Annotated in this window: 28 protein-coding genes and 1 riboswitch; of the genes, 15 read left to right on the plus strand and 13 right to left on the minus strand. The window is 75.2% G+C overall.

Annotation, left to right across the window (positions count from 1 at the left end):
- Positions 1–593 precede the first annotated feature (593 nt).
- The 3 genes from AC2A1K_RS24240 to AC2A1K_RS24250 all read left to right on the plus strand — a co-directional run bounded on the left by AC2A1K_RS24240 (position 594) and on the right by AC2A1K_RS24250 (position 1,596).
- On the plus strand, positions 594–878 hold the full coding sequence (locus AC2A1K_RS24240) for an ANTAR domain-containing protein (protein WP_483898899.1): 285 nt from the start codon (positions 594–596) through the stop codon (positions 876–878).
- Between the two features lie 17 nt (positions 879–895).
- Positions 896–1,054, plus strand: coding sequence for a hypothetical protein (locus tag AC2A1K_RS24245; RefSeq protein WP_483898900.1), 159 nt, complete (start codon positions 896–898; stop codon positions 1,052–1,054).
- A gap of 116 nt (positions 1,055–1,170) precedes the next feature.
- Positions 1,171–1,596, plus strand: a complete 426-nt coding sequence (locus AC2A1K_RS24250) for a hypothetical protein (protein WP_483898901.1) — start codon at positions 1,171–1,173, stop codon at positions 1,594–1,596.
- Here the strand turns inward: AC2A1K_RS24250 and AC2A1K_RS24255 are convergent.
- The 3 genes from AC2A1K_RS24255 to AC2A1K_RS24265 all read right to left on the minus strand — a co-directional run bounded on the left by AC2A1K_RS24255 (position 1,536) and on the right by AC2A1K_RS24265 (position 5,636).
- Positions 1,536–2,579 (minus strand): alcohol dehydrogenase catalytic domain-containing protein, encoded by a 1,044-nt coding sequence (locus AC2A1K_RS24255; protein WP_483898902.1) that lies wholly within the window; start codon positions 2,577–2,579, stop codon positions 1,536–1,538. The two genes, AC2A1K_RS24250 and AC2A1K_RS24255, sit on opposite strands and share 61 nt — an antisense overlap.
- A gap of 173 nt (positions 2,580–2,752) precedes the next feature.
- On the minus strand, positions 2,753–4,588 hold the full coding sequence (locus AC2A1K_RS24260; protein WP_483898903.1) for a helix-turn-helix domain-containing protein: 1,836 nt from the start codon (positions 4,586–4,588) through the stop codon (positions 2,753–2,755).
- 40 nt (positions 4,589–4,628) lie between these two features.
- Positions 4,629–5,636, minus strand: a complete 1,008-nt coding sequence (locus AC2A1K_RS24265) for a helix-turn-helix domain-containing protein (protein ID WP_483898904.1) — start codon at positions 5,634–5,636, stop codon at positions 4,629–4,631.
- A gap of 211 nt (positions 5,637–5,847) precedes the next feature.
- Here AC2A1K_RS24265 and AC2A1K_RS24270 point away from each other — a divergent pair, with 211 nt between their 5' ends.
- The 6 genes from AC2A1K_RS24270 (at position 5,848) to AC2A1K_RS24295 (ending at position 10,681) form a co-directional block, all read left to right on the plus strand.
- Positions 5,848–6,255, plus strand: a complete 408-nt coding sequence (locus tag AC2A1K_RS24270) for a hypothetical protein (protein WP_483898905.1) — start codon at positions 5,848–5,850, stop codon at positions 6,253–6,255.
- 61 nt (positions 6,256–6,316) lie between these two features.
- Entirely contained in the window at positions 6,317–6,961 is a 645-nt protein-coding gene (locus tag AC2A1K_RS24275; RefSeq protein WP_483898906.1) for a TetR/AcrR family transcriptional regulator, read from the plus strand.
- A 93-nt stretch (positions 6,962–7,054) separates the two neighbouring features.
- A complete protein-coding gene (locus AC2A1K_RS24280; RefSeq protein WP_483898907.1) occupies positions 7,055–7,495 on the plus strand; it encodes a VOC family protein in 441 nt (146 codons plus the stop codon).
- Positions 7,492–8,190 carry a DUF3159 domain-containing protein gene (locus AC2A1K_RS24285; protein WP_483898908.1) on the plus strand — a complete coding sequence of 233 codons (699 nt, stop codon included), beginning with the start codon at positions 7,492–7,494 and terminating at the stop codon, positions 8,188–8,190. Before AC2A1K_RS24280 ends, AC2A1K_RS24285 begins: the two co-directional genes overlap by 4 nt.
- A 171-nt stretch (positions 8,191–8,361) precedes the next feature.
- Positions 8,362–9,660 (plus strand): hypothetical protein, encoded by a 1,299-nt coding sequence (locus AC2A1K_RS24290; RefSeq protein ID WP_483898909.1) that lies wholly within the window; start codon positions 8,362–8,364, stop codon positions 9,658–9,660.
- Positions 9,661–9,760: 100 nt separating this feature from the next.
- Positions 9,761–10,681, plus strand: coding sequence for a S1 family peptidase (locus AC2A1K_RS24295; protein ID WP_483898910.1), 921 nt, complete (start codon positions 9,761–9,763; stop codon positions 10,679–10,681).
- On the opposite strand, the gene thiE is transcribed toward AC2A1K_RS24295, so the two are convergent.
- Positions 10,659–11,345 (minus strand): thiamine phosphate synthase, encoded by a 687-nt coding sequence (gene thiE, locus AC2A1K_RS24300; RefSeq protein ID WP_483898911.1) that lies wholly within the window; start codon positions 11,343–11,345, stop codon positions 10,659–10,661. The genes AC2A1K_RS24295 and thiE overlap by 23 nt on opposite strands.
- Before the next feature lie 32 nt (positions 11,346–11,377).
- On the opposite strand from thiE, the gene thiO reads away from it, so the two are divergent.
- The 3 genes from thiO to thiG all read left to right on the plus strand — a co-directional run bounded on the left by thiO (position 11,378) and on the right by thiG (position 13,611).
- Positions 11,378–12,523 (plus strand): glycine oxidase ThiO, encoded by a 1,146-nt coding sequence (gene thiO / locus AC2A1K_RS24305; protein WP_483898912.1) that lies wholly within the window; start codon positions 11,378–11,380, stop codon positions 12,521–12,523.
- Between the two features lie 20 nt (positions 12,524–12,543).
- Positions 12,544–12,651: riboswitch (TPP riboswitch) on the plus strand.
- Positions 12,646–12,849: a sulfur carrier protein ThiS gene (gene thiS / locus AC2A1K_RS24310; protein ID WP_483898913.1), complete on the plus strand. Its 204-nt coding sequence runs from the start codon at positions 12,646–12,648 to the stop codon at positions 12,847–12,849. It overlaps the preceding riboswitch by 6 nt.
- 6 nt (positions 12,850–12,855) lie before the next feature.
- The gene (thiG, locus tag AC2A1K_RS24315; RefSeq protein WP_483898914.1) at positions 12,856–13,611 is read left to right on the plus strand and encodes a thiazole synthase; all 756 of its coding nucleotides are present in this window, start codon (positions 12,856–12,858) and stop codon (positions 13,609–13,611) included.
- Positions 13,612–13,753: 142 nt separating this feature from the next.
- Here thiG and AC2A1K_RS24320 read toward each other — a convergent pair whose 3' ends face one another.
- Complete coding sequence (locus AC2A1K_RS24320) at positions 13,754–14,179, minus strand: nuclear transport factor 2 family protein (protein WP_483898915.1); 426 nt, start codon at positions 14,177–14,179, stop codon at positions 13,754–13,756.
- Between AC2A1K_RS24320 and AC2A1K_RS24325 the strand changes: the two genes are divergently transcribed.
- A complete protein-coding gene (locus AC2A1K_RS24325) occupies positions 14,163–14,651 on the plus strand; it encodes an LmrA/YxaF family transcription factor (RefSeq protein WP_483898916.1) in 489 nt (162 codons plus the stop codon). The genes AC2A1K_RS24320 and AC2A1K_RS24325 overlap by 17 nt on opposite strands.
- A gap of 216 nt (positions 14,652–14,867) precedes the next feature.
- On the opposite strand, the gene AC2A1K_RS24330 is transcribed toward AC2A1K_RS24325, so the two are convergent.
- From AC2A1K_RS24330 to AC2A1K_RS24365, 8 genes are all read right to left on the minus strand, one after another.
- Positions 14,868–16,154, minus strand: coding sequence for a cytochrome P450 (locus AC2A1K_RS24330; protein WP_483898934.1), 1,287 nt, complete (start codon positions 16,152–16,154; stop codon positions 14,868–14,870).
- A 70-nt stretch (positions 16,155–16,224) separates the two neighbouring features.
- Entirely contained in the window at positions 16,225–17,040 is an 816-nt protein-coding gene (locus AC2A1K_RS24335; RefSeq protein WP_483898917.1) for a hypothetical protein, read from the minus strand.
- Between the two features lie 310 nt (positions 17,041–17,350).
- Complete coding sequence (thiD, locus tag AC2A1K_RS24340) at positions 17,351–18,190, minus strand: bifunctional hydroxymethylpyrimidine kinase/phosphomethylpyrimidine kinase (protein ID WP_483898918.1); 840 nt, start codon at positions 18,188–18,190, stop codon at positions 17,351–17,353.
- A gap of 60 nt (positions 18,191–18,250) precedes the next feature.
- Positions 18,251–19,078, minus strand: a complete 828-nt coding sequence (gene thiD, locus AC2A1K_RS24345) for a bifunctional hydroxymethylpyrimidine kinase/phosphomethylpyrimidine kinase (RefSeq protein WP_483898919.1) — start codon at positions 19,076–19,078, stop codon at positions 18,251–18,253.
- A complete protein-coding gene (gene thiC / locus AC2A1K_RS24350) occupies positions 19,075–20,688 on the minus strand; it encodes a phosphomethylpyrimidine synthase ThiC (RefSeq protein WP_483898920.1) in 1,614 nt (537 codons plus the stop codon). Before thiC ends, thiD (AC2A1K_RS24345) begins: the two co-directional genes overlap by 4 nt.
- A gap of 325 nt (positions 20,689–21,013) precedes the next feature.
- Complete coding sequence (locus AC2A1K_RS24355; protein ID WP_483898921.1) at positions 21,014–21,733, minus strand: TIGR00266 family protein; 720 nt, start codon at positions 21,731–21,733, stop codon at positions 21,014–21,016.
- A 62-nt stretch (positions 21,734–21,795) separates the two neighbouring features.
- On the minus strand, positions 21,796–22,707 hold the full coding sequence (locus tag AC2A1K_RS24360) for a S1C family serine protease (RefSeq protein ID WP_483898922.1): 912 nt from the start codon (positions 22,705–22,707) through the stop codon (positions 21,796–21,798).
- A 136-nt stretch (positions 22,708–22,843) separates the two neighbouring features.
- Entirely contained in the window at positions 22,844–23,431 is a 588-nt protein-coding gene (locus tag AC2A1K_RS24365) for a peptide deformylase (protein WP_483898923.1), read from the minus strand.
- A gap of 147 nt (positions 23,432–23,578) precedes the next feature.
- Here AC2A1K_RS24365 and napA point away from each other — a divergent pair, with 147 nt between their 5' ends.
- On the plus strand, positions 23,579–23,878 hold the full coding sequence (gene napA / locus AC2A1K_RS24370; RefSeq protein WP_116707140.1) for a nucleoid-associated protein NapA: 300 nt from the start codon (positions 23,579–23,581) through the stop codon (positions 23,876–23,878).
- A gap of 77 nt (positions 23,879–23,955) precedes the next feature.
- Positions 23,956–24,720 carry a LytR C-terminal domain-containing protein gene (locus tag AC2A1K_RS24375; protein ID WP_483898924.1) on the plus strand — a complete coding sequence of 255 codons (765 nt, stop codon included), beginning with the start codon at positions 23,956–23,958 and terminating at the stop codon, positions 24,718–24,720.
- The last annotated feature ends 3 nt before the right edge of the window (positions 24,721–24,723 follow it).

A 24,723-nucleotide genomic window follows, 5' to 3' on the forward strand; every position in this document is an offset into this window, starting at 1 on the left:
GGTCTCGCCCTCGTCGGCGCTTCCGGGGTCTGACAGCCCGCTCGCACCGCCGCAAGGGCCAGGATCAGCGCGCAGTCCGACGGTGTGGACGAGGTGGCCCTTGCCCCGGCACGATCGACCTGTCCGAGGCGACCCCGCGCCGCCGAGTGAGAGACCCCGAGGTCGTCTCGTGCGGCGGGCGCCGTGTAGCAGCCGTGTAGCAGCGGCAGGCGATCCGAGGCGGACCAGCGGAACGCGATCAGACCGCGAACTCGGCCCAGCTCGGCGGCTCGTACTTCTCTAGACGAGTTGCGTGGCGCTTGTAAGCGAAAGGTCCGGGGTTCGATTCCCCGCGCCGGCTCCCTCTGCGCCTCGTGGGACGAACGGCGCTCTCGCTGCTTCGCACGCACCGAGAGCGCCGTTCGGTCGTCCGGGACGGCGGCGCTCCCCGAGGCCGCCGGCGTCTGAAGGCCCGGTCCTCCGACGCTGGGGATCAGGGCCACCTCGTGTACCTGCGACGGCTCGGCGGGGTCGACAGCGCGCCCGTGATCTCGGGTGCGCCCGGATCCCTGCCCGATGTACACCGAACGAGCGAGGTGTACCGTTGCCGCTTCATGGTCCACCAGATGGCCGTGCGGGAGGCGACAGGATTGGCCCTGCACGACGACGGCGAAGCCGGTCAGCAGGAACCTGCGAGGCTCGACGCACCGACGGCCGCGGCCGATCCGTTCGACGCCGTCAGCTGCGCCACCGGGATCCTCATGGAGCGCTACGGCTGTGACGCCGAGGCCGCGACCCGGCGCCTGGCCGAGTGGTCGCGGGACACCGAGATCGACATCCCGCTCGTCGCCGCGTGGCTGATCGACGACGTCAGCGCGACATGGCCCCGCGACCCGTAGGCGCCGAGGAGGCCCGTGTGCCCGACCACGACGACCCCCACCCCTCGGGCGAGCTCGACGAGGTCGACCTCTCGGTCTGGATCGCCGCCCAGGACGTCGTCGCCCTCGCGCACTACGCGCGTCAGGCCCGTCTCGTCCACGGCTCCTTCGGGCGGCATCTGATCGACGCCCAATAGTCGCCGAGGCGACACGCCACCCAGTGGGTGGATCTCCGCTGACATCCGTTAACGAAGCCCTGACCTGCTTCGACGTCCCCCGCGAGAACCACGAGTTCCGCGGAGAGAGGCTGGGCATGATCACCGAGGCACAGGTCGTCGTCCCGGCGCCGCGCACGCCCGCGGCCCGCCCGGCCGTGGTGCCGATGACCGTGCGGGCCGCGAGCGCCGAGCCGTACGCCGACGAGCACTCGGAGCTGATCGCCGCCCGGCTCGTGGCGCGGGCCGCGACCGTGTCGTGGGTCGGCCGGCTCGCACTGCTCGTCGCGCTCGGCCTGGTCGCCCCTCCTCGTGCTGGTGCCCTGATCAACGGGGACTTCGCGCGCCTAGAAGCAGCGAACGCCACGTTCGCTGCGGAAGAGGCGAGCGCTGCGGAAGAGGCGAGCGCTGCGGAAGAGGCGAGCGCTGCGGAAGAGGCGAGCGCTGCGGAAGAGGCGAGCGATCAGGGCGTGATGACGACCTTGAGGGCGAGGTTCGCCGCCGCGTTGGCGAAGACGTCGTAGGCCTCGTCGATCTGGGCGAACGTGAACGAGTGCGTGCCCATCTTCTCGGCCGGGATGCGACCGGAGGCGACCATCTTCAGCAGGGTCGGGATGGACACGGTGTCGACGAGGCCCATGGTCAGCGTGACGTTGCTGATCCACATGTCCTGCATCGGCAGCTCGACCGGCGTGCCGTGCACGCCGATGTTGGCGATGGTTCCCCCCGGCCGGACCAGCGAGGCCGCGGTCAGGAGGGTCTCGGGGTAGCCGACGGCTTCGATGGCCACGTCGACGCCGAGCCCGTCGGTGAGCGCGACGACGTCGCCGACCGTGCCCGGGCCGACCTCGACGGCGTCGGTGGCGCCGAACTCGAGGGCCTTCTCCAGGCGGAACTTGTTCGAGTCGACCGCGATGACCTTCGAGGCGCCCCACAGGCCCGTGGTCAGCACCGCCGACAGCCCGACCGCCCCGGCGCCGACGACCGCGACCGTGTTGCCCGGGCGGACGCCGCCGGCGAGCACGCCGACCTCGTAGCCGGTGGGCAGCGAGTCGGCGAGGAAGATCGCCTGCTCGTCGGTGACCCCGGACGGCACGGCGTAGAGCGAGGTGTCGGCGTAGGGCACGCGGACGAACTCGGCCTGGGTGCCGTCGATGAGGTGGCCGAAGATCCAGCCGATGCCGCCGACGGTCTGGCAGTGCGAGGGCATCCCCCGCTGGCAGTACTCGCAGCGCCCGCACTTGGTGATCGCGGGGACGAGGACCCGGTCGCCCACGGAGAAGCCGCGGACGGCGTCGCCGACCGCGGTGATCGTCCCGACGGCCTCGTGGCCGAGGATGCGCCCGTCGGTGACCGCGGCGACGTCGCCCTGCAGGATGTGCAGGTCGGTGCCGCAGATCGTCGTCGTCTCGACCTTCACCACGACGTCGGTGGGCTCCTCGACCCTCGCGTCGGGGACGTCCTCCCAGGCCTTGTTGCCGGGGCCGTGGTACACCAGTGCCTTCATCGCCACTCCCGTCGATCGCTCCCGGCGGCCCGGCGCTCCCCGAGGCCGCCGTTCCCCGACGCTAGTGGCGTGGGACACAGGATCCTGTCCCATCCTGGGACGTCCTGACGGGCCTGCCCGGTCGAGAAGACGATCACTGACCCGCTCCCGGGACACGGGTGCGCGCAGCGCATCTACGCGATGTAGCTGATCCCGAAGGCATCGATCTTGCGGTACAGCGACGAGCGGGCGATCCCGAGCATCGCGGCCGCCTGGTAGCGGTTGCCGCGCGCCTCGTAGAGCGCCTGGATGATCGCGTCGGCCTGCGCGGTCTCGAGCATCGTCAGGCGCGGGCGGCTGGTGAAGCACAGCGCGGGCAGGTCCGGCGCCTGGATGACGCCCACCGGCTTGCGCGCGACGACGTAGCGCAGCACGTCCTCGAGCTCCTTGACGTTGCCCGGCCACGCGTAGCCCTCGAGCACGCGGATGACCTGGTGCGAGAGCCGCAGCGACCGCCCGCCGCCGATGGCGCGCAGCACCGAGAGCGCGATGTCGGCGAGCTCGTCGGCGCGGTGGCGCAGGGCGGGGACGCGGACGGTCTCGTGGAAGTGCCGCAGGAGCAGCCCGTAGGGGCGGCTCGCGTCCACCGACGTGGTGTCCAGGCACGCGACGACGACGGCGTTCGACGAGCGCACGAGCAGCAGGCCCAGTTGCTCGTCGAGCCGCCGGGCGGCCAGCGGGGTCACCCCGTGCAGGCCGCGGAGCACGACGAGGTGCGGGCGCGCCGGCGGCCGGTGGACGAGCCGCTCGAGGGGCTCGACGGCCCGCGCGCCGTCGTCGGAGGCGTCGGTGCTGACGACGGTGACCGTGCCGTCCCGGTGCAGGCGGACGAACTGCTCGACCGCCAGCGTGCGCTTGCCGACGCCGGCCTCGCCGACGAGCACCTGGTGGCGGCGCTGCCCGAGGTTCGCGGCCAGCTCCTGGCGGGCGCGCAGCGAGGGGGTGAGCAGGTCCCGGTTGGCGCGCACCCGCGCTTCGGCGTGGGCACGCTCGTCGGAGCGGATGTCGGCGGCGAAGTCGCGCCGCGAGGTGGGCGCGACGTGCGAGCCCTGACGACGCCGCGCCTCCGCCTCGCGGCGACCGCCCTCGTCCACGGCGGGTCGACCGCCCACCACGCACCCGACGAGCCGGTCGGAGTAGCGGATCTCGCGGACCGCGATCTCCGCGCAGCTCCCTGAGGGCAGGTCGACGTGGTACGGCGCGTCCGGACGTTCCAGCGCCAGGCCGGCGAGGGCGAGGTCGGCGAGCACCTGCTGGTCGGCGGGCGGGAGCCGGCGCGCGCCGGCGCCGAGCACCAGGTCGTCGCCGTCGGTCGCCACCACCCACGAGGCCCCGTCCGCGGCCGCCGCGGCGAGGGCGTCGTGGACCGCGACGATCCGCCCGCGTCGCCCGGCGGCGTCCTCGTCGGCGATCTCGCGGGCCAGCGCCCGGGCCAGCGGCAGGTCGCGGGCGGCGCCGTCCTCGGCGTGGCGCACGACGACCACGGCGAGGTCACCGGGGTCGACCGGCGCCGCGGCCCCGGCGAGGACGGCCAGCGCGGGGTGCAGGTGCTCGGGTCCCTCGACCGTCGCCGCGACGCCCTCGTGCAGGGCGAGCGCCGCCGCGGTGGTGCCGACGACGTGCTCGCCGTACCCGGAGCCCGGCACGAGGTGCAGCGCGTCGAGGATCTCCGTGAGCGCGGGGTCGCCGTCGCGGCGGACGAGGACCACGCCGTCGCGGTCGACGACGAGCACGGTGGCGTCGAGGTCGGGGTCGCGGGGGTGGACGCGGTCGACGACCCGGCGGGCGGCCGCGACGCGCGGGCCGTCGTCCACACCGACCGGCAGAGCAGCGAGTCGGCCGAGGTCGATCCCGGGCGACCGCTCCCACGACGCGAGGATCTCGGGCCGGACGACGTCGGCGGTCACCGCCTCACGGCCGTGGCGCAGGAAGCGCCGCCGCGCGGCGTCCACCTCCCGCGCGTGGCCCACTCCCGCGACGGTAGACCCCGACGGGGGGCTCGGGGAGGGCTCAGGCGCGCAGCGTCTCGCTCGGCGAGCAGCCGTAGCGCTCCCGGTAGGTCACCGAGAAGCGCCCGGGGTGGGTGAAGTGCCAGCGGGCGGCGATGTCGGCGACGGTCTCGCCGCCGGTGCGCGCGTCGGCGGCCCGGAGCTCCTGGTGGGCGCGGGCGAGGCGCACCTCCCGCAGGTAGGCGAGCGGGGTGGTGTCCCGCCAGCGGCGGAAGCCCATCTGCAGCCCGCGCACCCCGAGGCCCGCGGCGGCGGCGACGTCGGCGACGTCGACGTCCTGGGCCGCGTGCTCCTCGAGGTAGGCGATCGCTCGGCGTAGCGTCGCCGGCTCGGGCGGGCGGCCGTGCGCGTCGGACGGCGCGCCGCCGAGCTCGTCGAGCACCTGCTCGGCGCAGGCGAGCAGAGTCCCGGCATGATGGTGCGCGCGCTCGAGGAGCAGCTCGAACGCGGCGTCCGGGGACACCTGCTCGTGCCGCGCCAGCAGGGCGCGGGCGGCCACGACGACGTCGCGGGCTCGCATGCCCGGGTCACCGGCCCCGGGGTCGTCCTGCGCGGCCAGCATCCGCCCGGCGAGGCGCGCGACCTCGCCCGCCACGGCCCGCACCTCGGGACCGAAGGTCAGCGGGGCGTCGGCGGCGAGCGTGAGCGTGCCGCCCACGGGGCCGAGCGGGAGCACGAGCAGCGACCCCGGGGCGTCGACCCCCTCGGGTCGCAGGGCGGGCCAGCGGAGGTCCGTCGCGACGTCGTCGACGACCACGGGCACCCCGGAGCGAGCGGCGGTCGCGCGCGGACCTCGCCCGACGGCGTCGACGGCCGCGACGGTCAGCTCGCCGGCGCAGGACGTCACGGTGGTGCCGTGCCGGACCGGCACCGCGATCTGCGCCCACCGCACCGCGTCGGCCACCCGCAGCGCGTGCCGGCACAGGCGCGTCAGGTCCGGGACCTGCTCGGCGTCGAGCGGGCCGGGCCGGGCCGTGTGGTTCGGCGCCGGGGGAGCGGTCGAGTCCATCGCGAGTCTCCTCAACGCGAGGGCGGCACGCGGGGCGGCGGAGCTGCCGCGCCGAAAGCCGGGTACAGCGCGGGAATCACCGGGCCGCGGGGCTCGGGCACCGCGCAGCCGGATGAGCGGCTGGGACGTCAACCGATGGGTCGGCCATCCTAACGCGCACGACCGGCCGGGCCCGCGCCAGATCGGGCCACCACGCCGATACCCTCGGCGCATGCCCATCGGGACCGCCGCCGGCGAGGGCGGTGACGCCCGTGTGCGCCGCGCCGGCTGGATCGTCACGGGGGCCGCGCTGGTCGTGGCGGCGGCGACGTTGCTGGTCGTCGGCCTGGTGCCGCCGGGTCCCGGCCGGACGGCCGCGGTGGTCGTGGCCGTGGTCCTCGCGTTCGTGCTCGCGGCGTGGCGGTCGGTGCGGGCCCGCCGGGACACGACGACCGTCGCCGGCCTGCGGCCGATCTCGAGCTGGCTCGCGGTGTTCGGGTGGGCGGTCACGGTGTTCTCCTCGCTGGTGGCCCTCGCCGACCCGACCCACGGCGGGCGCGCGGTGGTCGCGGGCCTGCTCGCCGGGTGTGTGCTGGTGCTGGTCGGGCGCGCGAGCGAGCACGTCGGCACCCGGTCCTGATCCGCTCCTGACCTGCGTTTCACTGGCCGGTCACCCCTCCTGGTGCCAGGCTGGGCGGACCATGACCGAGGAGATCCCCGACGACGCGCCCGTGGACGGGCGCGCCGCGCGGTGGGCCGGGCACCGGGAGGCCCGCCGGCTCGAGCTGGTCGACGCCGCGGTCGCCGCGATCGGCGAGCACGGACCCGAGGTCACCACCGAGCAGATCGCCGCGCGCGCCGGCGTCTCGCGGCCCGGGCTCTACCGGCACTTCGAGGGGCGCGACGACCTGCAGAGCGCCATCGCCGCGCGCTCGGTCGAGCGCCTCGTCCACGTGCTCGAGCCGGTGTGGCGCCCGTCGGGACGCCCGTTCGAGATGCTGGCGACCGCCCTGCGAGCGCACCTCGGCTGGCTCGAGGCGAACGCGAACGTCTACCGGTACCTCAAGCGCACCTCGTTCGGCACCGGCGGCGAGTCCGCGACGACCAACGTGCGCGCGACCGTCGCCGAGCACGTCGCGGGGATGCTGGTGGACGGCTCGCTCGGGGCCGAAGTCCCGCCGCCGGTCGCGCACCCGCTCGCCTTCGGCCTCGTGGGCATGGTCGACTCCGCGAGCTCCCACTGGCTCGACGCGCCGCACGGCGCCACCCGCGACCAGCTCGCGACGCAGCTGACCGAGGCGTGCTGGGCGGTCGTCCGGGCGACGGTCGGCCCGGTCGAGACGTGACGGAGCTGTGATCTCGCGCGGTCGGCCCCCCGACCGGGGGAACGGCGGCGATGCGGGACGATGGTGGCCCCGCCGGAGAGAGGATCTCGAGGCATGGCGATGAGCCGCTCGTTCCCCACCGTCCTGTCCGACCGGCTGCCCGAGACGCGGGACTTCTACGTCGCGCTGCTCGGCTTTCAGGTCGCGTTCGACAGCGACTGGTACGTGGCGCTCACCCGCGCCGACGGTGACGACGTCCATGAGCTCGCGATCTGGGCGGTCGGGCACGAGCTGGTGCCGCCGCCGTACCGCGCCGAGCCGGCCGGGGTGATCCTCACGTTCATGGTCGACGACGTCGACGCGGTGCACGCCGAGGCCCGGCGGCTGCGCCTGCCGCTCGTCGCTCCGCCGCGGGACCTCTTCCACGGCCGCCGCCAGATGCTCGTCACCGACCCCAACGGCATGCTCGTGGAGATCTCGAGCCCGAGCACGCCGTCGCCGGCCTTCACCGCCGAGCTCGCGCGCCGGGGACGCACCGCGGAGCCCCTCGGTTGACCGACGATCCTGGGGTGGGGAAGGCGCGCGACGAGCGAGAGCGCCGGCGCGAGGCCGATCCCTTCACCGAGCTCCTCGGCGGGCGCGGCCAGGCCGTCGACGCCTCGGTGCCCGGCGTGGTCTTCGTCGCCGTCTGGTTGACGGCCGACGCGCTGGCCTGGGTGCAGCCCATCCTCCTCGGTGGGATCGCCGCGGTCGTCGTCGCCGCGGTGATCGCGGTGTGGCGCCTGCGACGGGGCGAGCGCCCGCGCGCGCTCGCGGTGGGCCTGCTGCTCGCGGTCGGGGCGGCGCTGCTCGCGCTGTACACGGGCCGCGCGGAGGACTTCTTCCTGCCCCGCATCGTCGCCAACGCCGGCAGCCTCGTCGCGTGGCTGGTCTCGATCGTGATCCGCTGGCCGCTGCTGGGCGTCGTCGTGGGCACGCTCACCGGGCATCCCACGCTGTGGCGCCGGGACCCGGACCTCGTCCGGGGCTACTGCCGGGCGAGCTGGGTATGGGCGGGCCAGTACGCGGTGCGGGTCGTGGTGTTCGTCGGGCTCTGGATCGCCGGTCAGACAGCGGCGCTGGCCGTCGCCCAGCTCGTGCTGACGTGGCCGCTCGTGGTGGTGTGCGTCGCAGCGTCCTGGCCGTTGGTTCGTTCGGCCCTGCCTCCCGGGCACCCGGGCCCCCGACGCCCCGTCGTGCCCGAAGCATGATCCGTTCGGACCAGCGATGACGACCTTCCGCCGCGCCTGACGTGGTCCGAGGGTGAACGCTCTCACCGGCGGACAACGCGGCACCATGGTGGGCGTCGTCCGTTGTGGGATGTCGCGTCGGACGGCACCCCGACCTGCCCGATCCACCCCGATCCGTGCCCACCGGGAGCCATGTCACCTGCGAACCCTGAAACGACCTCGGAGGCCAAGTCCTCCGGTGTGGGGCTGACCTTCCCCCAGATCATCGGGGCCGCCCTCGCGGCGGCCACCGCGTCGATCCTCGGGTCCTTCCTCGGCGTGCTCGGCACCATCGGCGGCGCCGCGGTCGCGTCGATCGTCACCACGATCGGCTCGGCGCTCTACCAGCGCTCGCTGGAGGTGACGCGCGACCGGGTCAAGGAGCGCCTCGTCGTCGCCGCGCCGAACAACACCCGGGTGGCGACCGCGGTGGGCAAGGTCGCCGGAGTCAAGCCGACCCCGAACCGGGGGCAGCAGTCCGGTCAGCCCGGTCAGTCCGCGCAGCCGGGCCGACCGGTCGCCGGTCCGCCCACCCCTGGTCCCGGCGTCCCGGTGCCGCCGGGCCAGCGGCAGGTGCGCCCCGGGATGCCTCCGGCCGACCCGACTCGTCGGGCCCCCGGCGCCGCGGGCCCGCCGACCGGACGCCCCGGTCAGCCGGGTCATCCGGTGCCCCAGACCCGCGTGGCGGTGCGCGCCGAGGGCGCCGACCCGACGCGGGTGCACGCCCGGGTCGACCCGAACGCCCCGGCGACGTCGCTGGCGCCGGGTGCTCCGGGCACTCAGGGCGCGCCGGGAGCGCCGGGAGCGCCGGGCGCGCCCACCGAGGTCCGCCCGACCGCGTTCGTCCCGCGGAGCCGCCAGCCGGGGACGCCTCCGGGTGGCGGGCCGACCGCGGCGATGGGCCAGCCCGGCCGTCCGACGGGTCCCGGTGGTCCCGGTGGTCCCGGTAATCCTCCGTACGGGCCCGACGACGCGGTGACCACGGTCGCGCCGCTCGAGCCGGAGCCCGCGCGCCGCAAGGTCACCCTCGCGGGCATGCTCGCGGTGTTGAGGAGCCTCGGGTGGAAGACCTGGGTGACCCTCGGCGGCGTCGCGGCGAGCGTGTTCGTGATCGCCCTGCTCGCGACGTTCGGCGTCGAGACCGCGACCGGGCACCCGCTGTCCGGCGGGGAGAGCGGGACGTCGGTGGGCAGCCTCTTCGGTCAGGAGACCGGCACGTCCCAGGCCACCACGACCCAGGACTCGGGCACCGAGGAGACCACCGCCCCGAGCGAGACGACGACCTCGCAGCAGCAGGACGAGCAGCAGGGCGGCACCGGCAGCACCGGCACCCAGCAGCCCGACACGAGCACGTCGCAGCCGTCGACGCGGACCTCGCAGAACGGGCTCCTGCCGAACCTGGTCCCGCGTGACTCGGGTGGCGGGTCCGGCGGGGGTTCCACCAACGGCTGAGATCTCGCCCCGGCTCCCACCGACGGCCGGACGGACGCCTTAGCGTTCGTCCGGCCGTCGGCATCTGGGCCGCCGGACGCGAGCGACTCGGGGGTGGCGCATGGGGCGGCAGGCTGCCCTGGTGCTCGCCCTGGCGGTGGTGGCCGGGCTGCTGCTCGCCGGACCGGTCCCCGCGCGGGCGGCGCCGGCGGACAGTCCCGCGGAGCTGGGCGCGGTCAAGGAGCGGCTCGACGCCCTCGCGGAACGCCGCGGCGCGCCGGCGGCGGTGAGCGCGTGGTGGACGGACCTCGCGACCGGGTCGGTCGTGCTGGCGCTCAACACCGCACCCCGGGACGCACGGACCGCGGGATACGTCCAGGAGGCGCGCGAGGTCGACGCCTCGGTGCGGGTCGTCGAGGGCGTGCCGGCGCCGACCCCGCGCGCCGACCCGCCGGTGTACGACCTCGTCGGCGGCGACGCGATCCGGGTCAACGGCACGCGCTGCTCGCTGGCGTTCACGGCCACCGCCGCGTCCGGTGAACCCCGGCTGATCACCGCCGGGCACTGCACGAACCGCGGCGGCGACGTCACCGGTGCGAACAACAGCCCGATCGGGCCCGTGCGCAGCTCGGTCTTCGACCGCACCGGCGACTGGGGTGTCGTCGACGTCGGTCCCGGCTGGCGGGCGACCCCGTCGGTGGCCGCGGAGGGCTCGACGACCCGGTCGATCACGGGAACGGCTTCCGCGCCCGTCGGCGCTCCCGTCTGCCGGTCGGGCTCCACGACCGGCTGGCGCTGCGGGAAGGTCACGGCGGTGGACGTCACCGCCAACTACGCGACGGGTCCGGTGCAGGGCCTCGTGCTCACCGACGCGTGCAGCGAGGGCGGCGATTCGGGTGGCCCGTTCGTGTCCGGCAGCTCGGCGCTCGGGCTGCTCTCCGGCGGGACCGGCGACTGCGCGACCGCCGGCGGCACGAGCCTCTACCAGCCGATCGACGAGATCCTCGCGACGGAGCGGCTCACGTTGTCGGTGGAGCGCTGAGGCACTCCCGGAGCGTTCTCGCGGCGTGCTCGGGGTCGTCGGCCTCGGTGATCGCGCGGACCACGACGACGCGTGCGGCCCCGGCGGCGAGCACCGCGTCGAGACGCGCGTGGTCGATCCCGCCGATCGCGAACCAGGGGCGCGCGGGGGCCGCGGCGGCGGTGGTGCGGACGAGGCCGAGGCCCGGGGCGGGGCGGCCCGGCTTGGTCGGCGTGGGCCAGCACGGTCCGGTGCAGAAGTAGTCGGCGCCCGCCTCGGTGGCGCCCGCGGCGGCCTGGTCGGCGTCGTGGGTGGAGCGCCCGATGAGCACGTCGTCGCCGACCACCCGGCGGGCCCACTCCACGGGGAGGTCGTCCTGCCCGAGATGCAGCACGTCGGCGTCGGCGGCGAGGGCGACGTCGGCGCGGTCGTTGACGGCGAGCAGCGCGCCGTGGCGGCGGGCCGCGTGCCCGAGCACCTCGAGCGCGGCGAGCTCGTCACGCGCCTCGAGGCCCTTCTCGCGCAGCTGGATGATGTCGACGCCGCCGCGGAGGGCGGCGTCGGCGAACTCGGCGAGGTCGCCGCGCGCGGCGCGCGAGTCGGTGCACAGATAGAGGCGGGCGTCCTGCAGCCGCGTGCGGCGGTCGACGCGGGTGGCGGGCCCGGCGGGTCTCGGTGCACTCACCGTGACGACGGTATCGCGTAGTTTCGGCGACCGTGCGGGACCGGCTCGTCGTCGTGGGTGCAGGGGCCGTGGGCTCCGCGGTCGCCTGGGCGGCGGCGCGCGAGGGGCTCGCGGGCGAGGTCGTGCTCGTCGACCCCGACCCGGGATCCGGGGCCTCGCGGGTGGCCGGGGGCATGCTCGCGCCGATCAGCGAGGCGTGGCCCGGCGAGCGGGAGGTCCTCGAGCTGGGGGCGGCGTCGCTGGCCTCGTGGCCGTCGTTCGCCGCTCGGGTGGCCGAGGACGCGGGCGCTCCGGTGGGCCTGCGCCGGGAGGGGACCCTGCAGGTCGCCGTCGACGCCGCCGACGTCGCCGACCTGGACCGGGTGGCGGCGCACCTGGGCGAGTGGGGGCGACCCGTCGAGCGGCTGAGCGGGCGCGAGGTGCGGCGTCTGGAGCCGTCGCTGGGGCCGTCGCTGCGGGCGGGGCTGGCGGTGCCCGACGACCTGGCCGTCGACAACCGGGTGCTGCTCGGGGCGTTGTCGCGGGCCGGCGCCGCTCGGGGGGTGGTGGTCTCCCGGCGGCCCGTGGTGCGCGTCGTCGACGACGGGGAGCGGGTGACGGGGGTGTCGCTCGGCGACGGCGAGTTCCTGGAGGCCGACCGTGTTGTCGTGGCGGCCGGGGCGTGGTCGGCGACGATGCACCCGGTGCTCGCGGGGCGGGTGCGGCCGGTGAAGGGGGAGATCCTGCGGGTGCGGGCGCGCCGGTCGTCGCTGCCGCCGCCGTCACGGACGGTGCGCGCGTCGGTGAGCGGGCGTCCCGTCTACGCGGTGCCGCGCGACGGTGGCGGGCTGGTGGTCGGGGCGACGCAGTACGAGACCGGGTTCGACCCGGACGTGCTGGTCGGCGGGGTGCGCGACCTGGTCGCCGACGTCGAGCGCGTGCTGCCGGGGATCGCCGACTACGCGCTGGAGGAGTCCGCCGCCTCGTTCCGTCCGGGCACCGACGACAACCTGCCGCTGCTCGGGCCGGTCGGGCCCGCGGGACTCGTGGCCGCGACCGGGCACGGGCGCAACGGGATACTGCTGGTGGCGGTGACGGTGGCTGCGCTGGTGGCGGTGCTGCGGGGGGAGCCGCTGCCGGAGGAGGCGCGGGCGGCGGCCGCCGCCCGGTCGGCCCCTGAGCAGGCTGCGCCCGGCTGAGGCCCGCGCGTACGGTGGGAATCGGACACCACGGGAGCCCGGGCACGGGCTGAGAGGGAGCCCTCGGGCTCCGACCGTCGAACCTGATCCGGGTCATGCCGGCGCAGGGAGGGAGGGCAGCGATGACCACCGTCTGGCTGAACGACGAGCGCCGCGAGATCGGCCTCGGCACGACCCTCGCCGCCCTGATGGCCGAGCACGGCGTCCCCGAGCGCGGCGTCGCGGTGGCCGTCGACGGGACCGTGGTGCCGCGCGCGAGCTGGGCGACCGTGGCCCTGATCGAGGGTTCGCGCGTCGAGGTGCTGACCGCGGTGCAGGGAGGCTGATCGTTCGTGGACCCGCTGGTCATCGGCGGCCGCAAGTTCTCGTCGCGCCTGATCATGGGCACCGGGGGCGCTTCAGGGCTGGCCGTGCTGGAGCGCGCGCTCGTCGCGTCGGGCACCGAGCTGACGACGGTGGCGATGCGCCGCCTCGACGCGGGCGGCGGCCCCGGTGTGCTGGCGCTGCTCGAGCGCCTCGGCATCGAGGCCCTGCCCAACACCGCGGGGTGCCGCACGGCCGCCGAGGCCGTCCACACCGCCCGGATGGCGCGCGAGGCGCTGGAGACCGACCTCGTGAAGCTCGAGGTGATCGCCGACGACCGCACCCTGCTGCCCGACCCGATCGAGCTCCTCGACGCCGCCGAGCAGCTCGTCGACGACGGCTTCACGGTGCTGCCCTACACGAACGACGACCCCGTGCTGGCCTCGAAGCTCGCCGACGCGGGGTGCGCGGCGGTGATGCCGCTGGGCGCGCCGATCGGCACCGGGCTGGGCATCCGCAACCCGCACAACATCGAGATGATCACTGCCTCGTCGTCGGTCCCGGTCGTGCTCGACGCGGGTATCGGTACGGCGTCGGAGGCGGCGCAGGCGATGGAGCTGGGCTGCGACGCGGTCCTGCTCGCGACGGCGGTCACGCGCGCGTCGGATCCGGAGGCGATGGCGACGGCGATGCGCCTGGGCGTCGAGGCGGGCCGCCTGGCCCACGCCGCCGGCCGCATCCCCCGTCGCCACTGGGCCCAGGCCTCCAGCCCGCACGTGGACTAGCACGCCCGGTGCGAGCGATGCGGCATCGCTGGCGTCTCACGCCAGGATCGCCACATCCTCGCTCGCGCGACACGCCGACAGAGCGTGGCGCGGGGTGTTTCGGTCGGGCGGCCACGCTGACGAGGCCGGGAATCCCCCACGATCACGGAGTCGGCTGCAGGGCGTCGGCCTCCCGATCGGTGAGCGCGCGGTGGAACGCACCGATGCGTTCGGTGTCCTCGAAGAAGTCCTCATGGTCGACGACGCGGCCCCAGCGTGTGCGCCGTACGAGGACAGCAAGGTTCTCGTAGATCCGCGTGCCGTCGTCGGCGTGGTCGTCGAACCGCACCCACACCGTCAACGCCCACGGCGGACCGCTGATCGCGATCTCACGGATGCGTCCCTGGACGCGCGCGGCGACGAACGTCGTCAGGAACCGCTCGATCGCCGCGTTGCCCCGCCACGGGCCGGCGAAGCCGTGGTCGCCCTGCGGGAAGTGCCGCACGGCGTCGTCGGCGTAGGCCGTGAGCAGCGACGTCGGGTCGCCGGCGTTGAGCCGCGCGACGTCGCCGGTGAACTTGCCCCGCATCGCCACGGGCAGTAGCGCCCGTCGTCGCCGAGGCCGGCGCCCCCTTCGGCTCGCTCTACCACCACTTCCCCGGCGGGACGCAGCAGCTGGGCGACGAGGTCGTCCGCGCCAGCGGCGCGTACTTCCAGGCGCTCGTCACGGCCGCCTACGACGAGCAGGCGACCACGACGGAGTCCGTCTGGGCGGTGTTCGCCGGGCCGCGGAGACCCTCGAGCACACCGACTACGCCGAGGCCTGCCCGATCGCGACCGTCGCGCTCGAGGTCGCGAGCACCGGCGAGGTCCTGCGCCGCGCCACCGCCGAGGTCTTCACGGCGTGGGTCGAGGCGCTGACCGAGCGGCTGGGCGGCGACCGCGACCACGCCCTGTCGATCATCTGCGCGCTCGAGGGGGCGTTCGTGCTCAGCCGGGCGCTGCGCTCCACCGAGCCGATGCTCGCGGCCGGGAGGCTCGCCCTCGCGGGCCCCGCCTGACCGAGCGGGTGGATTCCTGACGCTCTCGGCGTTGCTGTGGTGGATTCGTCAGCGTGGCCGCCGCGCTGAACCACCCCGCACCACGCCGACACGCTGACACGGCGTGTCGCGATGCGAGGATGTGGCGATCCTGGCGTCACATGCCAGCGATGCCGCATCGCTCGCACCTCCCGTGCCGGGCTCCCGTGCCGCTCCCGTGCCGCTCCGAGCGAGGGGTCAGCCCAGGGCGACGGGGAGGGCGTCGACGCCGTAGACGATCGAGGTCCTGCGGAAGGGCTGGTCGTCGAGGGTGCCGGCGTCGTCCGCCAGCGCGAGGTGCGGGAAGCGGCGCAGCAGGGCCGGGTAGGCCGTGCGCAGTTCCATCCGCGCGAGCTCAGCGCCGATGCAGCGGTGGATGCCGTGCCCGAACGCGAGGTGCGGCGCCGGGGGGCGGCGGGGGTCGAAGGTCTCGGGTTCGGAGAGCAAGCGCGGGTCGCGGTCGGCGGCCGAGAGCGACACGAGCAGCCCGTCGCCCTTGCTGATCTCCACGCCGCCGAGGGTCATGTCCTCGGTCGCGAAGCGGGGGAAGGCGATCTGGACGACGGTCAGGTAGCGCAGCAGCTCCTCGACGAACCCGTGCACGGCGTCGGGCTCGTCGCGCACGAGGGCGAAGCTGTCGGGGTCGCGCAGCAGCACCATCGCGCCGAGGGCGAGCATCGACGCCGAGGTCTCCAGGCCCCCGGTGAGCAGGCCGTCGGCCAGCTCGGCGAGCTCGTCGGTGTCGAGCTCGTCGCCGTGGTCGCGGATCAGCTGGCCGAGCAGGCCCTCGCCGGGCTCGACGCGCTGGCGCTCGACGACGCCGCGCAGGTACTGCAGCGAGCCGGAGATGTTGTCGAAGACCGCGCCGGCCCCGCCGAACAGGTCGAAGCGCGCGGTCGACAGCGCCTGGAACTCGTCGCGCTCGTCGTAGGGGATGCCGAGCAGCTCGCAGATCGTCAGCGAGGGGATCGGGGTTGCGAAGTCACGGACGAGGTCGACGGGCTCGCCCGCCGCGGCCAGCTCCTCCATGGCGTCCAGGCGGCCCTCGACGATCTCGGTGATCCGCGGGCCGAGGCGCGCCAGGCGCCGGGACGTGAACTCCGGGGTCAGCAGGCGCCGCAGCCGAGTGTGCTCCGGCGGGTCGGTGAAGCCCAGTCCGCCGGGGTTCTGCCCGTCGGTGACGCCGGCCTGCCCGACGAGGTGGCCGAAGTCGTTCGACAGGCCCCGGGTGCGACCGAGGACGGCGCGCGCCTCCTCGTGCCCGGTGATGAGCCATGCGGTGACCCCGAACGGCAGCGGGAAGTGCCGTACGGGGTGGTCCTCACGGGCCTCGCGCAGCGCGGGAACGGGATCGAGGCCGTCGCGCCGCAGCGGCATCAGAGCGTGGTCCGGTAGCAGCGTCACCGGGTCGAGGCCGCGGCGACTGCGCCAGGCGAGGTACTGGCGCGCCGCCCAGCCCACGACCCGTGACCGCAGCGCGGCCAGCCGTGAACGGTCCACCACTGTGTCCACTCTGCCCTCCCCGCGCCGGACGACGCCCGCTCGGGGGCCGAGGCTAGGACGTCCGAGGGCCCGATGGACCCGGTGGTGGGCGTGTGTCACCCCACCGTTCGTCGGGGTCGACCCGGGGGAGATGCCCGGGTGGGGACTCGGCGGCATCGTCCGGTTCGTCTGGTACCTCCCCGGACGGTACGCCCCCGACCGGTGCGCGGACGAGGGTCGGGGCGCGCAGGCCGAGGCGGGCGAGCTCGAGCTGGGCGAGCCGGGACAGCACGTGGGGGTCGCCACGCCGCCAGCCGACGGCCGCGTCGGGGACGCGCGCGAGACGGCGCGGCGTGGCGTGGACCAGGGCGCGCAGGGCGAGCAGGTCGGCGTCGCCGACCCCGCCACGCAGCCCGTCGCGCAGGGCGAGCACGGCCCGCGCCGCGATCATCCAGCGCACCCGGAACCAGAGCCACGCCGCGACTACCGGGACGATCGCGAGGAGCGCCACGGCCCACGCCAGCCCGGTGGCGAGCGCCTCGACGCCGGCGACCTGCTGGTCGCCGGCGGCGACGATGTCGTCGCCCGCGCCGGCGCCGCTGGACAGGACGCGCGCCAGGTCGTCGCCGACGAACGGTACGGCGGACGCGGTGTCGGCGGCGCCGGCGAACGTGTCGCGCACCCGGGAGCCCGCTGCGCCGATCTGCCGCCCGGGTCCCTGCAGCGTCAGCACCGCGTCGTACAACAGCACCGCGAGCGAGACGACGACCGCCACCCACACGAGCACGGCGACGTCGGCCACGAACTGGCGCGCGCGCCGGCGGGGGCGTTCGGCGTAGACGGGCCAGCCCGCGCGGGTCGGCCGCAGGACGGGGGCGTCGGCGGTCACGGCGGCTGTGTGCCCCCGGGCGACGGGGAGCACACCCGCACCTCGGATGGCACGACATGGTCGGAGCGTCACTCCGACGAGTGGTCAGGCGGTAGGCGCGCAGCACGTCGACGACTAGGGATGAGGCCCACCCGGTGGGCATCCGACGAGCAGCGCGTGATCCCCGGGAGCCCGGCGTGACCAACGCCCCGCCCGACACCGAGAGACCGGCGCCGCGCCGCCACGCCGGTGCCGGCGTCCTGCCGCCGGTCACGCGGTGGCGCCAGCGGCGGGCGGAGAAGCCGGCTTCGGTACCGCGACGCCGTCGAGGTCAGCCCCGCTCGCGGAGGGCGTCGTCGATCGCCCACAGCGGCGAGACCGGGCCGACGCCGCCGCCGAGGGGGTAGGACTCGGCGACCGCGCGGCGGATGTAGCGCTCGGCGGCCGCGACGGCGTCGGGCATCGCGGCGCCCCGGGCCAGCGCGGCGCACGTGGCGCTGGCCAGGGCGTCGCCGGCGCCGTGGACGTGCGGGGTGTCGATCCGCGGGCCGGAGAACTCCCAGGTCTGCTCGCCGTCGAAGAGCAGGTCGATCACCTCGGGCGACCTGCGCAGGTGCCCGCCCTTGACCAGCACGTACCGCGGTCCCATCGCGTGGAGGGCCTTCGCGGCCTCGCGGGCGGAGTCGGCGTCGGTGACGGTGATGCCGGCGAGCAGGCGCACCTCGTCGAGGTTCGGCGTCGCGAGCGCCGCGCGGGGGAACAGCCGCGTGCGGATCGCCTCCATCGCGTCGTCGGCGAGCAGCTGCTCACCGGCCATGGAGGCGGCGACGGGGTCGACGACGAACGGCACGGAGTGTTCGTCGTGCCCGATGCCGACCTCGTCGACGACGTCGGCGACCGCGTCGATGATCTCCCGCGAGGCGAGCATCCCGGTCTTTGCCGCGCCCACCCCGATGTCGGTGACGACGGCCCGGACCTGCGCCGCGACGGTGTCCGCGGGCACGAGGTGCACCCCGGAGACGCCGAGCGAGTTCTGCACGGTGACCGCCGTGACCGCGACGCACCCGTGCACGCCGCACGCGGTCATCGCCCGCAGGTCGGCCTCGAGCCCGGCGGCGCCGCCCGAGTCGGAACCGGCGATCGTCAGCGCGCGCGGCGGGGTCTCGGCCATCGCGACATCATCGCGCCCCGGGTTGTGCGTACTTTCCGGGCCCATACGCCCGGAAAGTGCTCACCTGGGTTCCCAGGCCGCGACCGACCACAGCGACGAGACCGGGCCGTGGCCGGCGCCGAGCGGGTAGGCGTCCTCGACGGCGCGGGTGATGTACGCCTTGCCCAGCGCGACCGCGTCGACCAGCTCCATCCCGCGCGCGAGGCCGGCCGTGATCGACGAGGCGAGCGAGTCGCCGCCTCCGTGGGTGTGCTCGGTCCCCCGCCGCGGCGACGTGAAGCGGTGCTCGGCGCCGTCGGCGGTCACGAGGAGGTCGACCACGTCCGCCGACCCCGCCAGGTGCCCGCCCTTGACCAGCGTCGCCTCCGCCCCGAGGGCGAGCAGCGCGCGGGCCGCCTCGCGCGCGGTCTCGTCGTCGACGACCTCGACCCCGACGAGCAGCCGCACCTCGTCGAGGTTCGGCGTCACGAGGGTGGCGCGCGGGATCAACAGCGTGCGCACGGCGTCCAGGGCATCGGGGGCCAGCAGCGCGTGCCCGTGCATCGACGCCGCCACGGGGTCGACGACGAACGGCACGCGCGTCCCGAGCCCGACCTCGTCACCGGCCGCGACGACCGCCTCGATGATCGCGGTCGAGGCGAGCATGCCGGTCTTGGCGGCGTCGACGCCCATGTCCCCGGCCACCGTGCGGATCTGGTCGGCGACGACGTCCGGCGGGATCGCGTGGAAGCCCGCGACGCCGACGGAGTTCTGCACGGTCACCGCGGCGACGGCGACCGCCCCGTGCACCCCGCAGGCGGTGAAGGCACGGATGTCGGCGGTGAGCCCGGCGCCGCCGCCGGAGTCGGTGCCGGCGATCGCGAGGGCGACGGGGGGCGTCGCCGTCACGACTCCGCCACCGGCAGGTAGACGCGGTGGCCGTGGTCGGCGAACTCCCGGGACTTCTCCGCCATCCCGGCGTCGATCGCCTCCTGCGAGGTGAGCCCGTGCTCCTCGGCGTAGGCGCGCACGTCGTGGCTGATCCGCATCGAGCAGAACTTCGGGCCGCACATGGAGCAGAAGTGTGCGGTCTTCGCCGGCTCGGCGGGCAGCGTCTCGTCGTGGAACGAGCGCGCGGTGTCCGGGTCGAGGGCCAGCCGGAACTGGTCGTGCCAGCGGAACTCGAAGCGGGCCGTGCTCAGCGCGTCGTCCCGGGCCCGCGCACCCGGACGGCCCTTGGCCAGGTCGGCCGCGTGTGCGGCGATCTTGTAGGTGATGACGCCCGTCTTCACGTCGTCGCGGTCGGGCAGCCCGAGATGCTCCTTGGGCGTGACGTAGCACAGCATCGCGGTGCCGGCCTGCGCGATGGTCGCGGCGCCGATCGCCGAGGTGATGTGGTCGTAGCCCGGCGCGATGTCGGTGGCCAGCGGCCCGAGCGTGTAGAACGGCGCCTCGCCGCACCACTCCTCCTCGAGGCGCACGTTCTCGGCGATCTTGTCCATCGGGACGTGCCCGGGGCCCTCGATCATCACCTGCACGCCGGCCTCGCGGGCGACGTGCGTCAGCTCGCCGAGCGTGCGCAGCTCGGCGAGCTGTGCCTCGTCGTTCGCGTCGGCGACCGATCCCGGCCGCAGGCCGTCGCCGAGCGAGAACGTGACGTCGTAGCGGCGCAGGATGGCGCAGAGCTCGGAGAAGTGCTCGTAGAGGAACGACTCCCGGTGGTGCGCCAGGCACCACGCGGCCATGATCGACCCGCCGCGGCTGACGATGCCGGTGACCCGCTGCGCCGCCAGCGGCACGTAGCGCAGCAGGACGCCGGCATGGACGGTCATGTAGTCGACACCCTGCTCGCACTGCTCGATCACCGTGTCGCGGTAGATCTCCCAGGTGAGCTTCGCGGGATCCCCCACCTTCTCCAGCGCCTGGTAGATCGGCACCGTGCCGATCGGCACCGGGGAGTTGCGCAGGATCCACTCCCGCGTCTCGTGGATGTCGGCGCCGGTCGAGAGGTCCATGACGGTGTCGGCGCCCCAGCGGGTCGCCCACACCATCTTCTCGACCTCGTCGGCGATGCCGCTGGTGACCGCGGAGTTGCCGATGTTGGCGTTGATCTTCACCGCGAACCGCTTCCCGATGATCATCGGCTCGGTCTCGGGGTGCCGGTGGTTGGCGGGGATGACGGCACGGCCGGCCGCGACCTCGGCGCGGACCGTCTCGGCGTCGACGCCCTCGCGCACGGCGACGAAGCGCATCTCGGGGGTGACCTCGCCGGTCCGGGCACGCTCGAGCTGCGTGCGGTCGGTGATCCAGGCTCGGCGGCGGCCGGGCAGGCCGGCCCGGAGGTCGATCGCGGGATCGTCCTCGGTGTACGGACCCGAGGTGTCGTACACGTCGAGCGTGCTGCCGTTCGTCAGTCCGATACGGCGGACGGGCACGTCGACGCCGTCGGCGCCGGGCAGGTGTGCCTTCGACGACCCGTCGATCGGGCCGGTGGTGACGGTGCTGGGCGCGCGACTCAACGCGATCTCCTCCCTACGCCGGCATTACCCGGTCAGGTTCGGCGGTCGGCGGCGCGTGTCCCGTGCTGGGACCAGCCGCCCTCTCAGCCCGCTTCCGGCGAGCTCCCGCGGTGTGCTGTTGTGCGCGCGACGTTATCCGCGCGCGTCGAGGGGCAGCAACTCGCTGTCGGCGGCGGACCCGGTCGCGCCGCGGTCCGCTGTCCCCCACGACGCTCAGCGCCCACGCCAGGTGCGCCGCGACGGCCTCCTCGCCGTGCCGGAGCACGCGCGCGAGCCGGGCGCGCGCCCGGCCGAGCGTCGGTCGTTCCTCCGGACCTCGGCGGCGTCACCCGTTGGTGGGCAGGTGCGGCTTCAGCGCGTCCGCGAGCGCCGAGAGGTTCCGCGTCTGTAGGAGCAGGTTCCCGGGTCCGGTGAACTCGGCGACGAACCCCTCGCCCGAGGTCATCGACTTCCAGGCGCTCTTCGCGGCCTTGCGGATCTGGTACGGCATCCCGGAGTCCCAGGCGATGAGGTGCCCGGTGTCGACGACCAGGGTCTCGCCCGGTGCCAGCTCCTGGGGCAGCATCGCGCCGAAAGCGCTCAGGAAGACGATGCCGTCGCCGCTGGTCCGCACGACCAGGGCGTTGTCCGACGCGAAGAACGCCTTCGCGCCGCCCCACTCGGTCTCCACCGTGACCTGGTCGGAGGCGGCGAGGTAGGCGTGCCCGGCGACGTCGTAGGAGTTGCCGTTCAGGGCCGCGGCCACGAGGTCGCCTGGTCCGGGCGGCGCGAGCAGCAGGCGGCCCCGGCCGTGGCGGGCGGTGAAGGTCGACACCGCCGCCGACCGGCCGCCCGCCGAGCGCTTGACCGCCTTCCACAGGCCGCCCTCGAAGCCGGCGTCCAGCTCGATCTCCTTGCTCATGGCGAGCATCGCCCCCGCCTCGGCGCGCACCGGGCGGTCCGGGTCGAGCAGGAGCGTGGCCACGGCGGCGGTCGGTCGGAAGTCGATGCTGTAGGCGAGGCCGGGGAGCCCGCCGCGGTCGTCGAGCAGGGTCAGGGCCGTCATGAGGTCCTCCGGATGTCCGATCTGTCGAGATCGACATCGAACCGCGTGCCCCGACGGCACGGTCAAGAGGCCTCGGTGAGCTCGGCGGGCACCGCGATGACGTCGACCATGGCCTCGCCCCGCAGCACCGTGACCGGCATCGAGCGCCCGATCGACGGCGCGAACAGGCGGCGCTGCAGCCCCTGTGCGTCGCTGACCGGCTCGCGGTCGGCGGAGACGACGAGGTCGCCGGCGTGCAGCCCGGCGCGGGCGGCGGGGCTGCCGGGCACGACCTCGGCCACCCGCAGTCCGCGCGGGCGCCCGAGCCGCGCGGCGATGTCCGCTGGGAGAGGTGCCGGGGCGCCGACGAGGCCCAGGTAGCCGCGCCGGACCCGGCCCTCGGCGCGCAGGGTGTCGAGGATGCGCCGCGTCGTCGCCGTCACCGGCACCGCGAGGCCCAGCCCGACCCCGGCGACCGCGGTGTTGATGCCGACCACGCGCCCGGACGCGTCGGCGAGCGCGCCGCCGGAGTTGCCGGGGTTCAGCGCGGCGTCGGTCTGGATGACGTCCTCGACCACCCGGCTCGCCCGGCCGCTGCGCACGGGCAGGGCGCGGCCCAGACCGCTGACGACGCCGGCGGTGACCGATCCGGCCAGCCCCAGCGGGTTGCCGACGGCCACGACGAGCTGGCCGACCACCAGTTCGGCGGCGTCGCCCAGGGGCAGCGGGGGCGGGGTGGGGTCGCGGGTCGTCAGGACGGCGAGGTCGGAGAGCGGGTCGGTGCCGCGCACCGCGACCCGCCCCTCGGTGCCGTCGGCGTAGGCCACGGTGCCGTCGCGGCTGCCGGCGACGACGTGGGCGTTGGTGACCAGGAACCCGTCGTCGACGACCACCGCCGACCCGCTGCCCCGCCCGGCGCGCACCGCGGCGACCGACGGACCCACGGCGGCCGCCACCGTGCTCACGGTGCGGGAGTAGGCGTCGAGCTCGTCCATACCTCTCGTGCTTACACCGTTGCACGCGTTCCGGTCGGCGTGTCCGCTGTGAGCGGACTGCGGCGAGTGATCAACGGGGAGTTCGAGCGCTTAGAAGCAGCGAACGCCACGTTCGCTGCGGAACCCCCCGGGCGCCTCAGTGCCCGAACGGGTCCGGGTCGACCCCGGGCATCCACGAGTTCCCCGGGCGGCCCCAGCCGTGGTCGCGGACGGCGCGCTTGGCGGCGCGGCGGTGCCGGCCGACGAGGCGGTCGAGGTAGAGGTAGCCGTCGAGGTGGTCGGTCTCGTGCTGCAGGCAGCGGGCGAGGTAGCCGGTGCCCGTGACGACGACCTCGGCGCCGTCGACGTCGACCCCGCGCACCTCGGCCCACTCGGCCCGGCCCGTCGGGAAGGACTCGCCCGGCACCGACAGGCAGCCCTCCTCGTCCTCGTCGGGGTCGGGCATCGTCTCCGGGGGCGCGTCGGCGGTGAGGACGGGGTTGACGACGACGCCGCGGCGGCGCTCCCCGCCCCGCTCGGGGTCGGGGCAGTCGAAGACGAAGACGCGCCGGTCGTCGCCGATCTGGTTCGCGGCCAGACCGACCCCGTTGGCGGCGTCCATCGTCTCGTAGAGGTCGTCCACGAGGGTGCGCAGCGCGCCCCCGCCGAGCTCCTCGGGGGTCACGGGGCGGGTCGGCCGGTGCAGCACCGGGTCGCCGACGATCACGACGGGCCTGACGGTCACGGCGGGCACCGTAGTGCCCGCCGCTCGGCGCCTTCCCACGCGTGGAGCCCCGCGCTGTCGGGGCGCCGTGATTGAATGGAGGAGCCCGAATGACAGGCGTGTCATTCGAGGCCAGCGGGACGCCGTGGTGGGCAGGAGGCGAGAAGCGTGGCGGACGCGGTTCGGGTACATCCCCCGCAGGACGAGCCGTCGGACGGGCTCGACCGTCGCGACCGCGAGATTCTCGCGTTCGAGCGCCAGTGGTGGAAGTACGCGGGGGCCAAGGAGCAGGCGATCCGCGAGCTCTTCGACATGTCCGCCACCCGCTACTACCAGGTGCTCAACGCCCTGGTCGACCGGCCGGAGGCCCTCGCGGCCGACCCCATGCTCGTGAAACGCCTGAGGCGCCTGAGACAGAGCCGGCAGCGGGCTCGTGCGGCGCGTCGCCTCGGCGTCGAGCCTCGTTGATGGTCTCCTGACTCCCTGACGCGGCATTCCGCCGAACGAGCAGGAAGCGGACGACGGTCCGCGGTGGGGAGCAGGAGATGACTGGGCCCGGGTCCGCCGACGCCTCGCGCATGCGCATCGCGGGCATCGTCCTGCTCGCGATCGCGGGTGTCGCCGCGGTGGTCGGCCTGCTCGCTCTCGGGGGCGAGGGGCCGTCGAGCCCCACGGCCGCGCCCGCGAGCCCATCGGCACCGCTCCCCGGGGCGACCGGCAACGGTTCCCCTGCTCCGGCGCCCGCTCCGGCACCGGCGCCGAACCAGGCCGGCGTGCCGGGTCAGGGCCTGCCCGGCGGACCCGTGCCGCCCGGCGGGCCCGTGCCGCCCGGTGGCGCCGTTCCGCCTGGCGGCGCCGGTGGTGCGCCGGCGCCCGGCGGTGCCGGCGGCGGGCCCGTGGTGGGCGCGCCGATCGTGCCCGGTGGCGGCGCCGGTGGCGGCGCTGCCCCGGCGGCCGGCTCCGGTGGCTCCAGCGGGTCCGGTGGCGGCGCCGCCGGGGGCGGCGGCGGTGTGGACTCCGCGGTCGCGGTGCGGGTCTTCAACAACTCGACCATCCAGGGCCTCGCCGACCGCGCGGCCGGCGAGATGCGCGCCGAGGGCTGGAACGTCGTCGAGGTCGGCAACTACCCGAGCGGCGTCATCCCCGAGAGCACCGTCTACTACCGCCCGGGCACCGGCGAGCAGGGCGCCGCGGACGCCATCGCCGGCGAGTTCGGACTGCGCTCGATGCCCCGGTTCGACGGCATCGCGAACGCCTCACCGGGGGTCATCGTGATCGCGACGAACAACTGGGGCCAGAGCCGGGGGTAGTTC

It is taken from the genome of Actinomycetospora sp. 2LY8.5, from assembly GCF_057180585.1.